Source organism: Oceanicaulis sp. HTCC2633 (genome assembly GCF_000152745.1).
GTDB lineage: Bacteria > Pseudomonadota > Alphaproteobacteria > Caulobacterales > Maricaulaceae > Oceanicaulis.
Genome location: NZ_CH672428.1, coordinates 1,344,097 through 1,358,977 on the forward strand (window position 1 = coordinate 1,344,097; position 14,881 = coordinate 1,358,977).

The 14,881-nt window shown below is 64.5% G+C and carries 12 protein-coding genes and 1 tRNA gene; 1 reads left to right on the forward strand and 12 read right to left on the reverse strand.

The features are described 5' to 3' along the window. Window positions 1–80 precede the first annotated feature (80 nt). The 6 genes from OA2633_RS06355 to OA2633_RS06380 form a co-directional block, all read right to left on the reverse strand. Window positions 81–3,344, reverse strand: coding sequence for an efflux RND transporter permease subunit (locus OA2633_RS06355; RefSeq protein ID WP_009801681.1), 3,264 nt, complete (start codon window positions 3,342–3,344; stop codon window positions 81–83). Then, entirely contained in the window at window positions 3,341–4,339 is a 999-nt protein-coding gene (locus OA2633_RS06360) for an efflux RND transporter periplasmic adaptor subunit (protein ID WP_009801682.1), read from the reverse strand. The genes OA2633_RS06355 and OA2633_RS06360 overlap by 4 nt, the downstream gene beginning before the upstream one ends. 192 nt (window positions 4,340–4,531) lie before the next feature. Continuing rightward, window positions 4,532–4,608: transfer RNA gene (locus tag OA2633_RS06365), tRNA-Met, on the reverse strand. Between the two features lie 107 nt (window positions 4,609–4,715). Next, entirely contained in the window at window positions 4,716–6,755 is a 2,040-nt protein-coding gene (locus tag OA2633_RS06370; RefSeq protein WP_009801683.1) for a methyl-accepting chemotaxis protein, read from the reverse strand. Between the two features lie 83 nt (window positions 6,756–6,838). Beyond that, window positions 6,839–7,165 (reverse strand): TonB family protein, encoded by a 327-nt coding sequence (locus tag OA2633_RS06375; protein ID WP_009801684.1) that lies wholly within the window; start codon window positions 7,163–7,165, stop codon window positions 6,839–6,841. A 170-nt stretch (window positions 7,166–7,335) separates the two neighbouring features. Further along, window positions 7,336–8,301 carry a cation diffusion facilitator family transporter gene (locus OA2633_RS06380; RefSeq protein ID WP_009801685.1) on the reverse strand — a complete coding sequence of 322 codons (966 nt, stop codon included), beginning with the start codon at window positions 8,299–8,301 and terminating at the stop codon, window positions 7,336–7,338. 117 nt (window positions 8,302–8,418) lie between these two features. Here OA2633_RS06380 and OA2633_RS06385 point away from each other — a divergent pair, with 117 nt between their 5' ends. Next, entirely contained in the window at window positions 8,419–8,970 is a 552-nt protein-coding gene (locus OA2633_RS06385) for a hypothetical protein (protein ID WP_009801686.1), read from the forward strand. On the opposite strand, the gene lpdA is transcribed toward OA2633_RS06385, so the two are convergent. The 6 genes from lpdA to OA2633_RS06415 all read right to left on the reverse strand — a co-directional run bounded on the left by lpdA (window position 8,971) and on the right by OA2633_RS06415 (window position 14,881). Beyond that, window positions 8,971–10,389 (reverse strand): dihydrolipoyl dehydrogenase, encoded by a 1,419-nt coding sequence (gene lpdA / locus OA2633_RS06390; protein ID WP_009801687.1) that lies wholly within the window; start codon window positions 10,387–10,389, stop codon window positions 8,971–8,973. A gap of 114 nt (window positions 10,390–10,503) precedes the next feature. Then, the gene (locus OA2633_RS06395) at window positions 10,504–10,701 is read right to left on the reverse strand and encodes a hypothetical protein (RefSeq protein WP_009801688.1); all 198 of its coding nucleotides are present in this window, start codon (window positions 10,699–10,701) and stop codon (window positions 10,504–10,506) included. A 58-nt stretch (window positions 10,702–10,759) separates the two neighbouring features. Beyond that, entirely contained in the window at window positions 10,760–11,857 is a 1,098-nt protein-coding gene (locus OA2633_RS06400) for a serine hydrolase (protein WP_009801689.1), read from the reverse strand. Window positions 11,858–11,925: 68 nt separating this feature from the next. Then, window positions 11,926–12,546, reverse strand: a complete 621-nt coding sequence (locus OA2633_RS15270) for a TetR/AcrR family transcriptional regulator (RefSeq protein WP_009801690.1) — start codon at window positions 12,544–12,546, stop codon at window positions 11,926–11,928. Next, window positions 12,546–12,995 (reverse strand): DUF4442 domain-containing protein, encoded by a 450-nt coding sequence (locus OA2633_RS06410; RefSeq protein WP_009801691.1) that lies wholly within the window; start codon window positions 12,993–12,995, stop codon window positions 12,546–12,548. Before OA2633_RS06410 ends, OA2633_RS15270 begins: the two co-directional genes overlap by 1 nt. A gap of 572 nt (window positions 12,996–13,567) precedes the next feature. After that, entirely contained in the window at window positions 13,568–14,881 is a 1,314-nt protein-coding gene (locus OA2633_RS06415) for a dihydrolipoamide acetyltransferase family protein (protein WP_009801692.1), read from the reverse strand.

Here is a 14,881-nt window from a genome sequence, read left to right on the forward strand (position 1 = left end):
CTGTTAAGGTTAACCTATGCTTAAGGCGTCCACCCGGCAACCAGAACGGATCAAGTTTCGTTGAGTTCCCCTTTTTCGGGTCAGGCCTGCGATTTTTTCACATCACCCCGATAGGGCGTGTCCGGGTCCTTGAAGACCACATACACCGCCGGGATCACCAGCAGGGTCAGGAGGGTCGAAGACAACAGGCCGAACAGCAGCGAGATCGCGAGGCCCTGGAAGATCGGGTCAAACAGGATCACAGACGCGCCCAGCATGGCCGCCAGCGCGGTCAGAAGGATCGGCTTGAAGCGAATCGCCCCGGCCCGCAGCACGGTCTCGCGCAGGGTCTCGTCGGCCCGCGCCTCATGGCGGATGAAATCCACCAGCAGGATCGAGTTCCTGACGATGATCCCCGCCAGCGCGATGAAGCCGATCATCGACGTCGCCGAGAACGGCGCGCCGAACAGGGCGTGCCCGATCAGGATGCCGATCAGCGTCAGCGGCACAGGGGTCAGGATCACCAAGGGCGCCCGGAAGGAGCCGAACTGGGCCACCACCAGCACGTAGATTCCCGCGAGCGCCACCATGAAGGCCGCGCCCATATCGCGAAAGGTCACATAGGTGATCTCCCATTCGCCATCCCAGAGGAGGGTCGGCGCATCATCGCTGATCGGCTGGCCGAAGAGGCGAATTTCCGGTCGCGGCAGATCCGCGGGCCAGCTGTCGCTCTCGATCCGCTCGGCCACTGCGCCCATGCCGTAGATCGGCGCTTCATAGCGGCCTGCGAGCTCCGCCATCACCATGTCCGCAAAGCGGCCATCGCGGCGGTAGATCACGGGCGAACCCGCAACCTCGCGCACGCTCACCACATCGCCAAGCTCCACCACCGTGCGGTCGCCGGGCAGGAGATTCGCGGGCACCGGCGTCGAGAGCAGGCGCTCGGTCCAGACCCGGCCGGACCGCGGCAGGTCTATCGTGATCTCGAGCGGATTGCGGCCATCGCCCTGCTGGGCGTAACCCACCGCGCGGCCATCGAGCAGGATGCGCAGCGTGTCGAACACATCGCCCTGCTCCACGCCATAGAATTCGAGATTGTCCTGATCGATCACGATCTGAAGACGCGGGCGCGGCTCGCCGAAGCTGTCATCCACATCAACGATATAGTCGACCTCTTCAAAGATGCGGCGGACCTCCGAGGCCACGGCCCGGCGGGTCTCGCCATCGGGGCCATAGATCTCCGCCAGCAGCGTCGCCAGAACCGGCGGTCCGGGCGGGGTTTCGGCCACCTTGATCACCGTGCCTTCGGGCATGGGGATGGCGCTCAGAAGCTCACGCGCTTCCAGCGCGATGTCATGGCTCTGGCGCTTGCGATGGTGACGCGAGGCCAGATTGACCTGCAGATCGCCCTGCTCGGGATTGGTGCGGAAGAAGTAATGGCGCACCAGGCCGTTGAAGTTGAACGGCGCTGACGTTCCGGCATAGGCCTGGATCGACATCACCTCTTCGACGCCAGACAGCACGTCGGCGGCTTCAAACAGGACGCGTTCGGTGTCCTCGAGGCTGGACCCTTCAGGCAGGTCCACGATCACCTGGAATTCGGACTTGTTGTCGAACGGCAGCAGTTTCACCGTCACCAGACCCGCCGGGATCATCATCATGATGACCAGCGTCATCACGCCCGCGCCGATCAGGAAGGTCCAGGCGCGCGCCCGGCTTTTCACCACCCAGCCCGCAATTGACCGGTAGGCGCGACCGAGACGGGTCTCGCTGTCCTCGGCGCCATGGGCGTGCTCGCCGGCATTGCCAGCGATCTTCACCATCAGCCAGGGCGTGATCAGCATGGCGACGAAGAAGGAGAAGATCATCGCCGCCGAGGCGTTGATCGGGATCGGCGCCATGTAGGGCCCCATCAGGCCCGACACGAACAGCATGGGCAGCAACGCCGCCACGACGGTCAGCGTCGCGACGATGGTGGGATTGCCCACCTCGGCGACGGCCTGAACGGCGGCGTCGATCTTGTTGCGGCCATCCTTCATCGCCCAGTGACGGGCGATGTTCTCGATCACCACGATGGCGTCATCCACCAGAATGCCGATGGAGAAGATCAGCGCGAACAGGCTGACCCGGTTGATGGTGAAGCCCAGCGTGTTCGAGGCGAACAGCGTCAGAAGGATGGTGGTCGGGATGACCACCAGCACGACGATGGATTCCCGCCAGCCCACCATCAGCGCGATCAGCACCACAATGGAGACTGTGGCGAGCCCGAGATGGAAGAACAGCTCATTGGCCTTCTCCGCCGCCGTCTCCCCGTAATTGCGGGTGATATCGACGCTCACCCCGTCCGGGATCAGCGTGCCGCGCAGGGTCTCGACCGTTTCCAGCACATGCTCTGCCACCACGACCGCATTGGCGCCGGGGCGCTTGGCGAGCGCGAGCGTCACCGCCGGCGCGCGGGTCCAGTCCCCGGTCGCGCCATGGCCGTCTTCCGCGTGAGCGTCGTCCTGTCGAGACAGGGACCAGACGCGGTGATCGGAGGGTTGAGCTCCGATCACCACGTCCGCCACATCGCGGACATAGACGGGGCGTCCGTCGCGCGTTGTGAGCAGTAACAGACCAATCGAGGCGGGATCACGCAGGGTTTCGCCCACAAGGGTTTGCGCCACCGCGCCGTTCTGAAACACCGGCCGCACGGGGAAGGCGGAATTGGCCGCCGCGATCTTGCCCGCCAGCTGTTGCAGGGTGACGCCATAGAGCGCCAGCCGTTCGGGATCGGGCTCGATGCGCACCTGATCAGCGCGACCGCCGACAATGAAGCTGAGCCCCGACCCGTCCACCGAGGTCAGCCGCGATTGCAGCTCTTCGGCCAAAGTCAGCAAGGACGCGTCCGTCCAGCGTTCGCCAAAACCCGGCTCCGGGCTCAGCGTCAGGGTCAGGATCGGCACATCATTGATGCCGCGCGCCACGATCAGGGGTTCGGGCACGCCCAGTGGCAGCTGGTCGTAATGGCCGCGAATTTCCTCATGCACGCGCAGGACGGCGATGTCCTCGGGCACGCCCACCTTGAAGCGGGCGGTGACCAGAACCTGGTCGTCCATGGTGTTGGAATAGGTGTGCTCCACCTCGGAAATGCCCGAGATGATCGCTTCCAGCGGCTCGGTGATCAGCTCGACAGCGTCCGCGGCGGCCAGACCGTCCGCGCGCACCATGATGTCGATCATCGGCACCGAGATCTGCGGCTCCTCCTCGCGCGGGATGGTCAGGAGCGCAATCAGCCCCAGCCCCAGCGCCGCCAGCAGGAAGAGCGGGGTCAGCGGCGACCGGATGAAGCCCTTCGCCAGATTGCCGGACAGCCCCAGTTTCATGGCTGCACCAGCAGATCGCCCGGCTGCAGGCCGGAGAGGATTTCAACCTGTTGCGCGCCGTCGTCGCCCACGCGCACCCCGCCGCGCTGGACCACCACGTCATGAGGGTTGCCGTCGGCGTCCAGCACGCTGACATAATCAAGCCCGTAGCGGGTCTCGATCAGCGCGGAGGGAATGAGGATGCCCGGACGGGCGTCGGTATTGATCAGGACGCGCACCCGCTCGCCCACGAAGAAATCGCCCAGGCCCTCCACGACAGCATCGGCCGTGACGCGGCCCGCCTCGATGCGCGGATAGACCTGTCGGATCGTGCCGGTGTTGGCGAGCCCGTCCGCGGTCATCGCCCCGCCTGCAAGCGCGATGGGGTCGCCCTCGGCGATGAAGCGGGCATGGCGCTCGGGCACGGACAGGCGCAGCACGTAAAGATCGGTGGCGATCTCGGCGATCTGCTCGCCCGGCATCACCACACTGCCCGCCGTCACAGGCACGGACAGGACGACGCCCGTGGCCGGGGCCAGCACATCGCCCTCGCGTGAGCGCTGCACGGTCACGGCGCGTTGCTGACGCGCGGAGGCGACCTGGTTCTCATAGACCTCGACCTGGGTGCGCGCCGCCTCGAGGCGCGCCTCGGCCACAAGGCCCCGCTCATACAGGCGCTCATCGCGCGAGAGGTCGGCGCGAGCCTGTTCGAGCTGGGCGGTCACGGCGGCCAGCTGAGCGTTGAGCGAGCCGATCTGCGGGGCCAGCTGGTCATCCACGACCACCGCCAGAACCTCGCCCGCTTCAACGCGGTCGCCCTCATCCACGCGCAATTCGCCGATCGTGCCCGACAGGCGCGCCCGCGCCATGGTCACATCCACGCTCTGCACCGTGGCGAACACGGCCTTCTGGTCGGTGATCGAGGTTTGTTGAACCTCATAGGCGTCAGATTGCGCCCAGCCAGCAGCCGGGCCCAACACCAGCGCGAGCGATGCCAGCACCATCGAACGGATCATGCACGTCCTCCTTGTGCGCGCTCGGCGGGACTCAATCCCGGCGCACTTGTCACTTATCAAAATAGATAAGTGTTGGAGGCTTGTCACCCGCCCGCGCTGCTCTGCCGCACCTGGGGTGCTGGAACGTGGCGCACATATGAAAAACGCCCCGTGCGGGGCGTATGGATGGCGCTTGATCTGCAGGAGAAGGGGTGGTGGCGGGGGGGAGACTTGAACTCCCGACCTCACGATTATGAGTCGTGCGCTCTAACCAGCTGAGCTACCCAGCCAAACCGTGTGTCCGCAACAGGGTGGGCTGCGAACCGGAGGGAGGCGTATAACCGCGCGCGGGCCGCCTTGCAAGGGGCCCGCGCTGATGCGGCGACACCAAAGTCAGTTACGCGGCGCGCACCGAAGCGAGGAACTCGCCGACCGCCTTGCGCAGCCCCGAGGATTCGGTGTTGAGCGCATGGCTGGCCGAGTTCACCTGGGCGGCGCACTGGCCGGTTTCCGCGGCGGCGGCGTCCACCTGGCCGATGGATTCGGCTACTTCACGGGTGCCCGAGGCCGCTTCGTGGGCGGCGCGGGTGATTTCCGACGCGGCGGCGCGCTGTTCTTCCATGGCCGCGGCGATGGCGGCGGAGATGTTGTTCATCTCCGAGATGACCTCGCCGATATTCTCGATGGCGGAAACGGTCTTGCCCGTCGCGCCCTGAATGCCGGAGATCTGGTCGGAGATGGACTTGGTGGCGTTCGCGGTCTGCTCGGCCAGGGTCTTCACCTCGCTAGCCACAACCGCAAAGCCCTTGCCGGCTTCACCGGCGCGCGCGGCCTCGATGGTGGCGTTCAGCGCCAGCAAGTTGGTCTGCTCGGCGATGCCCTCGATCAGGTTGACGATATCGCCGATACGGGCGGCGGCCTCATCAAGCTGGGCCACATCGGTATTGGTCTGCTGGACGCGGTTGGCGGCGTCCTGGGCGATCTCGGTGGAGCGGGAGATCTGCTGGGCGATCTCGGCGATCGAACCCGTCATCTCCTCGGCGGCGGCGGCCACCGTGTCCACGTTCTCGGCGGCGCGGCCGCCCGAAGCGTTCACGCGGGCCGTAGTTTCACCGGCGCTGCGCGAGGAGTGATCCAGAGCCGTAGCCGCGCTTTCCATTTCCTCGGCGGCGTTGCCCACAGCGTCAAGCGCGCGGCGGGAGACATCGTCGAACTGGGCGACCAGCTCCTCGATCCGCTTGGCGCGGGCTTCACGGGCGAGGCGCTCGGCTTCGCTTTCCTGCTCCAGACGCTGACGCTCGATGGCGTTCTGACGGAAGACCGCGACGGCCTTGGCCATCTCGCCGATCTCGTCCTTGTCATTGTCCTCGATCTCCTGACCAAGATCGCCCTTGGCCAGATCCTTCATGGCGCGAGCGATGCGGGTCAGGCGGGTCAACAGGTTGCGGGAGACGTAGAAGTAACCCACAGCGCCACCCACAGCGACGGACAGGACCGCGAACACCCACATCAGGGTCGAGCCGAAGGCCATGGCGTTCAGGCCGCCCTGGCTGGCTTCCGCCTGATCGGCGAGCGCGGAATCGCGGGTCTGGGTGACGATCTCGGCGAGCGCAGCGTCCATGATGCGCGCGTCTTCGACGAGCATCTCGGTTTCGTCGATCATCTCAAGCTCGGTCAGGCGCAGGTTGAACATGCCCTGATCGCCTTCGGCATAGGCCAGAAGCGTGTCGATGGCGTCGCGCAGCTCCTGGGTCGCGACATCGCCCAGAATGGCCATGTTGATGCTCAGATCATCGGCCGCGTAATAGTATTCGTCCTGAATTTCAGAAACTTCGCCAGCGCTGTCAGCCGTGCTGAGCTCAGCGAAGCGCGCGGCGACAAGGTTCACGGCCATGGACGAGCGCAGAAGCGTTTCGATGACGCCTTCGTCGCTGGTTTCATCCAGCGCCGCTTCGAGCATTTCAGAGACGGCCGCGCGCTGACGCAGGACGCCGCGCATGGCAGACTCGCGTGCGGACACGGCTTCCAGCTTGGCGCTCACCGGGCCGGAGGCCTCGTTCACGGCAGAGCCGACGCCATTGAGCGCTTCGGTCAGCGCATCGGCATTGGCGGCGCTGAGGCCGGCCTGACGCAGGGAGTCGATAGCGGCGCGCGCCTCACCCATCAGCGTGTCGAGGCGCGAGGCGGACACCTGCTGGTCAATCGTGTCGCGCGAACGCGAAAACGCCGCCAGTTCGCCCGTCAGGGCGCCCGAGGCGGCTTCAAGTCTTTGGGCTGCGGCGGCGCGAGGCGCTGTTTCCTCGACAATGGCGTCCAGAGCGTTCCTGGAACTCGAGAACGCGAACAAGCCTGCGGCGCTGGTCGCCAGAGTAATCACGATCACGGCGGCGAATGCAGCCAGCAGGCGTGTCTGCACAGAGTGGAACGAGATCGCCATCAGTCAGCCCCAATTAAGGTTAATACTCTCACGCACAAAAAACGGCGCAGCCAATTTCTGACTGCGCCGTCTTGATAAAAGGTTTATCCGCCGAAGTTAAAATCGAAGCGGCGTTCAACACCCTGGGCGCCCGGGCCCGAGGCGTAGCGCCAATCTTCCAGCGCGCGCAGCACGGAGCGCTCGAACACGCCGGCCGGAGTGGCCTCGACAACTTCAACGTCAGACACGGCGCCGTCGGCGGTCACATTGTAACGCACCACGACATGGCCTTCGATTTCACGACGCTCGGCCGCACGCGGAAATTCCGGAGCGGACGCCTCAACCAGTTCCGGCTCCTGCGCCAGCGCCGGAGCGGCGCCGAAAGCGGAGATCAGAGACACGGCAGCGAAAACACCAGCAAACTTTTTCATAGTCACACCCAAACCTTGCAAGGGGGCCTGTTTCTGAGGCCCACAAACTTCCCAAAACGTCTACGTCAGAGCGTGTTGTCCGCCCTTTGAACGTTCGACAGTGCAGGTTTATGACAGAAAGGGCTGAATCTTCGTTTAAGGTGTATGCCTAACAGCGCGTAAATTTTCGCTCAGGTCTTCTGGTCCGCGCAGGGCCCGGTTTCGACCTCCACGGTGACGTGGGTGAGCTTGTAGCGCTCGGCCAGGCGGGACTTGATCGCCACGATGATCGCGGGCGCATCCGCCTCGGGCTCGATCCGGGCATGCAGCGTGGCCATGGGGCGGTCCGGCGTCAAGGACCAGACATGCACATGGTGGATGTCGAGCACATCCTCGATCTCCGCCGTCAGGTCCGCGCGCAGCACGCTGGGATCGATATGATCGGGCGCCGCCTCCAGCAACACCCGTCCCGCATCGCGCACCAGCCGCCAGGCCGATATGCCGATCAGCCCGGCGATCAGCAAGGACAGCAGCGGATCGATCGGCGTCCAGCCGGTCCACCAGATCACGCCTGCTGCGATAATGGCCGCCACAGACCCCAGAAGATCGCCCATCACATGAGCGAGCGCGCCGCGGATATTGAGATTGTCGGTGTCCGCACCGTGCAGCACGCCAAAGGCGGCGATATTCACGATCAGCCCCAGCACCGCGATCACCATCATGCCGGTCGCCTCGATCTCGTTGGGATCAAACAGGCGCATCACCGCCTCGCAGGCGATCCAGACCACCAGGATGGACAGCGTCACCCCGTTGGCGAAAGCCGCCAGGATCTGCAAACGGTCATAGCCATAGGAGCGTTTGTCGGTCGCCGGGCGGCGCGACAGGCGGAACGCCCCCCAGGCCAGGATCAGCGCGGCGAAGTCGGTGAGCATGTGCGCCGCATCCGCCAGCAAGGCCAGCGACCCGGTCAGCAGCCCGCCGATCACCTCGGCCAGCATGAAGCCGCCCGTCAGCGCGGCTGCGATCAGCGTGCGCGTCTCGTTGCGCCCATCCACAGGATGAGCGTGAGAATGACCATGGCCGTGATGGTGATGGTCGTCCCCATGATCATGGTCATGGGCGTGATCGTGAGACGGGTGTGCGTGATTGTCAGACATGCCCCTCCCCTAGCGCTTCGCCCGGGACAAAGGAAGCCATGACATAACGTTACGCCTTGCCCGCACCCTCCTCAGAGGCGAGGATCGCTCCCGGATGCGCTCCAAAGGGGAATCAAGATGAAGCAAAGCCTGGCGCTGACCGTGCTGTATGCGCTGTTGCTGCTGACAGCCTGCGCGAGCGTGCCGTTCTCCACGCTCGCCGCCTATTCCCGGCTTGAGGTCGAGGATATCGACTTCGCCACAGCGCGCCTCGCCGTGCACTATCCGGGCCTGACCGATCATCCCGGCAAGTGGAGCGTCACCACGACCCTGCGTCAGGATGGAGAGGTGCTGGAGGAGGCCCGATTCGACCTCGTGGCGGACCAAGGCCCGGTCGAGCGCCTGCCTTTCCTTGGTCTCGCACCGCAGGACCGGCCGATCATCCTGCGTTTGTCAGAGCGCGACGTCCAACGCGCCGAGGCGCTGCGCGACCGCATCAATAGAACCGAAGCCGGATCGCTCAGCTTCGTTTTTGAAACGCGGTTTCAGGCCGATCAGCTGTGCGGATCAGACGCCCGCGCCAATGTCTGGACGCGTCCCAATGGGGAAAGCGAGTATCGCCGCGCCGCGCGCAATGCGGATGTGGCGAGGCTGCTCGGGGACAGCCTCACCCAGGCCTGCGAGACCTGATCACACCGAAATGTGGATCGGGTGGCCCAGCGCCGTCAGAACGCCTTCCGCGAAGCCTTCGGTCAGGGTCGGGTGCACGTGAATGGTGCCCGCCACGTCTTCCAGGGTCGCGCCCATCTCCAGCGCCAGGGCGAACTCGCCCGACAATTCGGAGACGTGCTTGCCGACGGCGTGAATGCCGAGGATGACATGATCGCTCTCGCGCGCGGTCACGCGCACGAAACCGCCATCCGCGCCGCCTTCCATGGTCAGCGCACGGCCCGACGCCGCCAGCGGGAACTTGCCGGTAATGACCGTCTCGCCTTTCGCCTTGGCTTCATCCGGGGTCAGGCCGACGCCCACAAGCTCAGGCTCGGTGAAGCAGACCGCCGCGACGGAGACCGGATCATAGGCGCGCTTGTGGCCGGCGATGATCTCGGCGACCAGCTCACCCTGCTTTGTGGCCTTGTGCGCCAGCAGCGGCTCGCCCACCAGATCGCCAATGGCGTAGACGCCGCGCATGGCGGTGCGGCACTGATGGTCGATCTTCACGAAGGGGCCGTCCATGTCGACGCCCATATTCTCCAGGCCCCAGCCTTCGGTGACCGGCTTGCGGCCGACAGCAACGAGGATCTTGTCCGCCTCGATACGCTGGGTTTCACCCTTGGCGTCCTCGAACTCGAGGAAGGTCTGACCGCCCTCCTCGACCGCGCCCTTGGCCTTGCAGCCGGTGTGCAGCGCGACCTTGTTCTTCTTCAGCCACATCTGGACCGGGCGGATCAATTCCTTGTCATAGCTGGGCAGGATGGAATCGAGCGCTTCGACCACGGCGACGTCAGAGCCCATCTTGCGGAAGGCGATGCCGAGCTCGAGGCCGATATAGCCGCCGCCGACCACCACCAGCTTTTCCGGGCGCTCGGTCAGTTCCAGCGCCTCGGTCGAGCCGATGACATCGCCGCCGAACTTCATGAAGGGCAGCTCGGTTTCCTTCGAGCCCGTGGCGAGGATGACGTTCTCCGCCGTGATCTCAACGGTTTCGCCGTCCTCCATCTCAACGACACAGGTCTTGGCGTTCTTGAAGGTCGCCCAGCCGTTGATGGCCTCGACTTTCGCCGCCTTGAGCAGCTGACCCACGCCCTTGGTGAGTTTGGAGACGATGCCGTCTTTCCATTCGGTCACGCCCGCCATGTCGAGGGTCGGGTCAGACACTTTCAGGCCCATCTCGTCTTTCTGGGCGTGATGGACCATCTCCTCGAACTTGGAGCCAGCGTGGATGAAGGCCTTGGACGGGATGCAGCCCCGGTTCAGGCAGGTGCCGCCCAAGCCGTGCTTGTCCACGATGATGGTGTCCAGGCCCAGCTGGCCCGCACGAATGGCGGCGGGATAGCCGCCCGGGCCGCCGCCGACGACGAGAACCTGACACGTTTTAGACTGGGCCATGAGCAAAACTCCTGCGGGTCCGGTATAGATTGGCGTGATGTTTAGACGCTCGACGTCCAACAAAAAAGGGGCAGGCTGAAACCTGCCCCATGCGCCAGTAAAGGTCCGTACAGATTAGCTCTTCTCGACATTGACCTTGGTGTTGTCCGCCCAGCGTTTGGTCAGCCCGGCGCCGCTGGCCACGGCGATGCCCAGGAAGATCATGTCCGCGATCACGATCCAGGTGGCGGGGATGCCGACCTGCACGAGCGCCCAGGTCAGACCGCCAATCGCCAGAAGCGCGCCCATCAGGAAAATGCCGAACGTTTTCATCTCATCACCCTTTGTCTGTGCTGGGTGAGGAACGCGATGTCGCACGCGAAGGTTCCGTTCAGGGCGCGCCCTGGCCAATGTCATAGGCGGTGAAAAAGGCCTGCACGAGGTCGGAGCGGTGCACCTCGGACCGGTCCGGCCGGTTCCCCCACCACAGGCTTTCGGTATTGGCGAAGGCGATCAATGTCAGGCCGCGTTCGGGGACTTTCAGATAGATCGCGGAATAGGCCTCCGGCTGCCAGCCGGAATGAAACACAAGACGTTCTCCCTGATAATCCTGAAGGAACCAGCCATTGGCGTATTCCGAGGGCGTGCCGTCGGCATTGCTGGGCGGCGTCCACATCGCCTGTCTCTGGGCTTCTGTCAGAAGCGTGCCGTCATCCAGCGCCCGGTCAAAACGCGCCAGATCCATAGGCGTCATGTACAGCCCCGCCGCACCCCGGAAATCATCATCCGGAAAAGCCTGCTTCACCAGACGCTCGCCATCAAAAAGGAAGGGCGGCGCCAAATGGCTGAGCACGTGGTAATTCCGGGTATCGCGCCAGCCCGCCATGGTGTCGGTCATCTCAAGCGGATCGAGCACATAGGCGCGCACCAGAGCGCGGAAGTCCCGCTCATGCACCTCATCCACCCAGCGGCCCAGCCGCGCAAAGACCAGAGCGTTGTAATAAAAGTCCGTTCCCGGCTCGCCATTGACCTGCATGTTCACCACCTGGCGCAGGGTCTGGCCCTGACAGGTGAAGTCCGGGAACATCACGCCCCCCACGTCTCCGCCCGCCAGCGGAATGTCGGAGTCCAGAAACCACTCGCACAAGCCGCGCCAGTCCTCGGCGTCCGCCATGGGGCGATCGAGATCAATCTCGCCCGCCTGATCTGCGAGAAACAGCGTGGTTCCGGTCACGGTCTTGGTGACAGACGCGGTGAAATAGGTCGTGTCCGCGCTCGTCGCGACTTCGCCCTCGTCATCAGACCAACCCAGATAGGCTTCGACCTCGGCCTCGCCATCGCGCAACACCAGTACGGACAGGCTGGGGATCTGATGCGCGCGGCGATACTCGGCCAGGCCGCTCTCAAAGGTCTCGGCCGGCGTCTGGGCGCAAGCCAGCCCCCCGGCCATCAGCGCCAGCGCTGTCGCGAATGCGGCGTGTCTCATCATCTCGGCTCTCCTTATGGGAGTAAGCCTAGCAGATGGGCCGGACGCTTGGATGAATTCGGTGTAAGGCGTCACGCCTCGGCGGGACGAGCGCCAAAGCGCAGAAGCTGGCCCTCCAGAACCCCGCGCACCTGATCAATGACGAACGCCTTGAGATCGTCCGGGCTGCGCGGCATCAGGGAGGCCGTACTCGCCAGAGTCACCAGGCCATAAGCAGCCGCCAGCGCCGCGAAGGCGAGATCACGCGCATCTGTCTCGCGCTCGCCCTTCTCTGCGCCCAGCGCCAGACGCGACCAGATCATCAGCTGATCAAGCTCGGCCTTGAGCGCCTCGCCCAGTGCGGAATGGCTGTCCATATCCTGCCGCGACCGGGTCAACATCAGCGTGTGAAGATAGGACCGGTCGAGCGCGAAACGGACATAGACCTCGAACGCGGTCTGAAGCGGGCTCGACGCGTCGTGACATTCCGCCATTTGCGCGCTGAGAAGCTGGCGATAGCCCTCGGCGGCGACTTCGGCCAGCACCGCGTCCCGGTCCGGGTAGTGGCGGTAGAGCGCGCGATGATCCACGCCCACCGCCTTGGCCAGCGCGCGCATGGTCAGCGCGTCGGAGCCCTCCGCCTCGATCAGAGTCAGCGCCTGGCGGATCGCCGTCTGCCGCACCTCGCCATGATGGTATTTGCGCCCGGCCATCAGCCGGTTTTCTTGACGTGCCAGTTCACCACCATCTCAGCGACGGTCACGCCCTCGGCGTCGGCAATCGCAACGTTGATATCAAAGACGACCTTGCCGACGTCAGCGAGTTCCTGCCGGATCGCCTCGGCGTCTCGGTTCGCCACGGCGGTCGCCGTCAGATCGGTCTTGCCGGTCTTGAGATACTTGATGCTGGCATCCGCCGCCACGGGCCGCGCCGCCAGCAACTGATCGCCCAGCACGCCGCCCAGCGCCGCGCCCGAGGCCGCCTCGCCCAGCGTGAACATGGCGCCGGCATGCATGGTCTGGATGTGGTTCTCCACCTCCGGACGCTTTTTCAGCGCCGCCACACCGCGCTGGGGCGAGACTTCAACGAGCTCAACGCCTGTCACCTTCGCGAACGGCACGGATTTATCCATATGATCCCGGATCATCTTATAGATCGACATCAAAGCCTCCTAATGTCACCAGTGGTGACATTAGGAGGCGGAGGTTTGGGTGGCAAGGGGGAAGTTGGGGAATGAGTGCGACGTCGGCACTTCCAATGGGTCCCCGGGCCAAGCCCGAGGACCGAGATGTTTCTCTCTCCCCCCTCGGCCTTCGGACTTGATCCGGAGGCCCGTGCACCACCCGTCTCTCCCCATGTCATTCACCGGTTTATCCGGTGAATCCATGCCGTGACCTGTCATCGGACCCACCGGCATGGATCCCCCGCATGAAGCGGGGGATGACAGGGTTTGAGTTATTGAAAACTCTCTTCTCTTTCCCCGCGCAGGCGGGGACCCAGAGATCATGAAACGCTGCGCTCCCGGCTCTGGGCCCCAGCCTTCGCTGGGGAAGAGATAAAAAGTAGAGCGCTGAATTCCCGGGCGAGCAGAGCGAAGACCCGGGACCTACTTCCGCGTAAAGCGCCCTATCCTGCACGAGGCCCCGGCTCGGCGATGCGCTTGGCCGGGGTTTCAGAACCAAACAAAAAGCCCGGCGCAAGCGCCGGGCTTTCAGTCTGGGCCGGGCACAAGCCCTAGTCCATGAACAGCGTCGCGGGGTTTTCGAGATACCCCTTCATCTCCTGCACCAGCAAGGCCGCTTCATAGCCGTCCACGATGCGGTGATCGAAGCTGGAGGACAGGTTCATGATCTTCTTCGGCACCACGCGGCCCGCCTCGTCATAGCGCGGCAGGGTCTGCATCTTGTTCACGCCGATGATCGCCGTCTCGGGATGGTTGATCACCGGGGTGGTGACAATGCCGCCAATGGCGCCCAGCGAGGTGATGGTGATGGTGGAGCCCGTCAGCTCGTCCTTGGTGGCCTTGCCCGCCTTGGCCGCATCGCCCAGGCGCTTCACCTCGGCGGCGACTTCCCAGATATCGAGACTTTCGGCGTGCTTGATCACCGGCACCATCAGCCCGTTGGGCGTGGCGGCGGCGATGCCGCAATGCACGCCGTCATGCTGGGTCAGCAGCGAGCCATCGGTGTCGAAATGGGCGTTCGCCTGCGGGAATTTCGGCAGGGATTTCACGAGCGCCAGAACGAGGAACGGAATGATGGTCAGCTTGGTCTGATCATCTGACTTCTTCGCATTCATGTGCGCGCGCAGGTCTTCGAGCGCGGTCAGATCGATCTCGTCCACATAGGTGATGTGCGGGATGGTGCGCTTGGCGTGCGCCATGTTCTCGGCGATCTTGCGGCGCAGGCCGATGACCTTGATGTCCTGCTTGCCGGTGCGCGGCGCCTTGGACGCGCCAGCCCCACCCGCTTTCGAGACAAGACGACCGCCCGCGGCGATGAAATCATCAAGATCATTATGGGTGATCCGGCCCGCCGGACCCGTGCCCGGCACATGGGCGAGATCAATGTCGGCCTCAAGCGCGCGCTGACGCACCGCCGGGCTCGCCAGCGGACGTTCGCCATTGGAACGCGCAGGCGCGGCGGTTTTCGCCGGAGCCGCCGCCGGAGCCGGTTTCGGCTCGGGCTTGGGTTCCGGCTTCGGTTCGGGTTTCGGCTCTTCCTTGGGGGCCTCGGCCTTGGACTCCTCCTTGGGAGCGTCCTTGGTTTCCGGCTCCGCCGTGTTCTCGACATCATCGGGGACTTCACCGTCCACATCGATGACGAGGATTTCGGTGCCGACCGCGATCACTTCACCGGGCTCGCCGACAATGGATTTGACCACGCCGTTCACGGCGCAGGGAATCTCGACGGTCGCCTTGTCGGTCATCACATCGAGGATGTGCTGGTCTTCAGTGACCTTGTCGCCGGCCTTGATGTGCCATTCGACGATTTCCGCCTCGACGACGCCTTCGCCCACATCGGGGAGCTTGTACTTGTATTCGCTCAT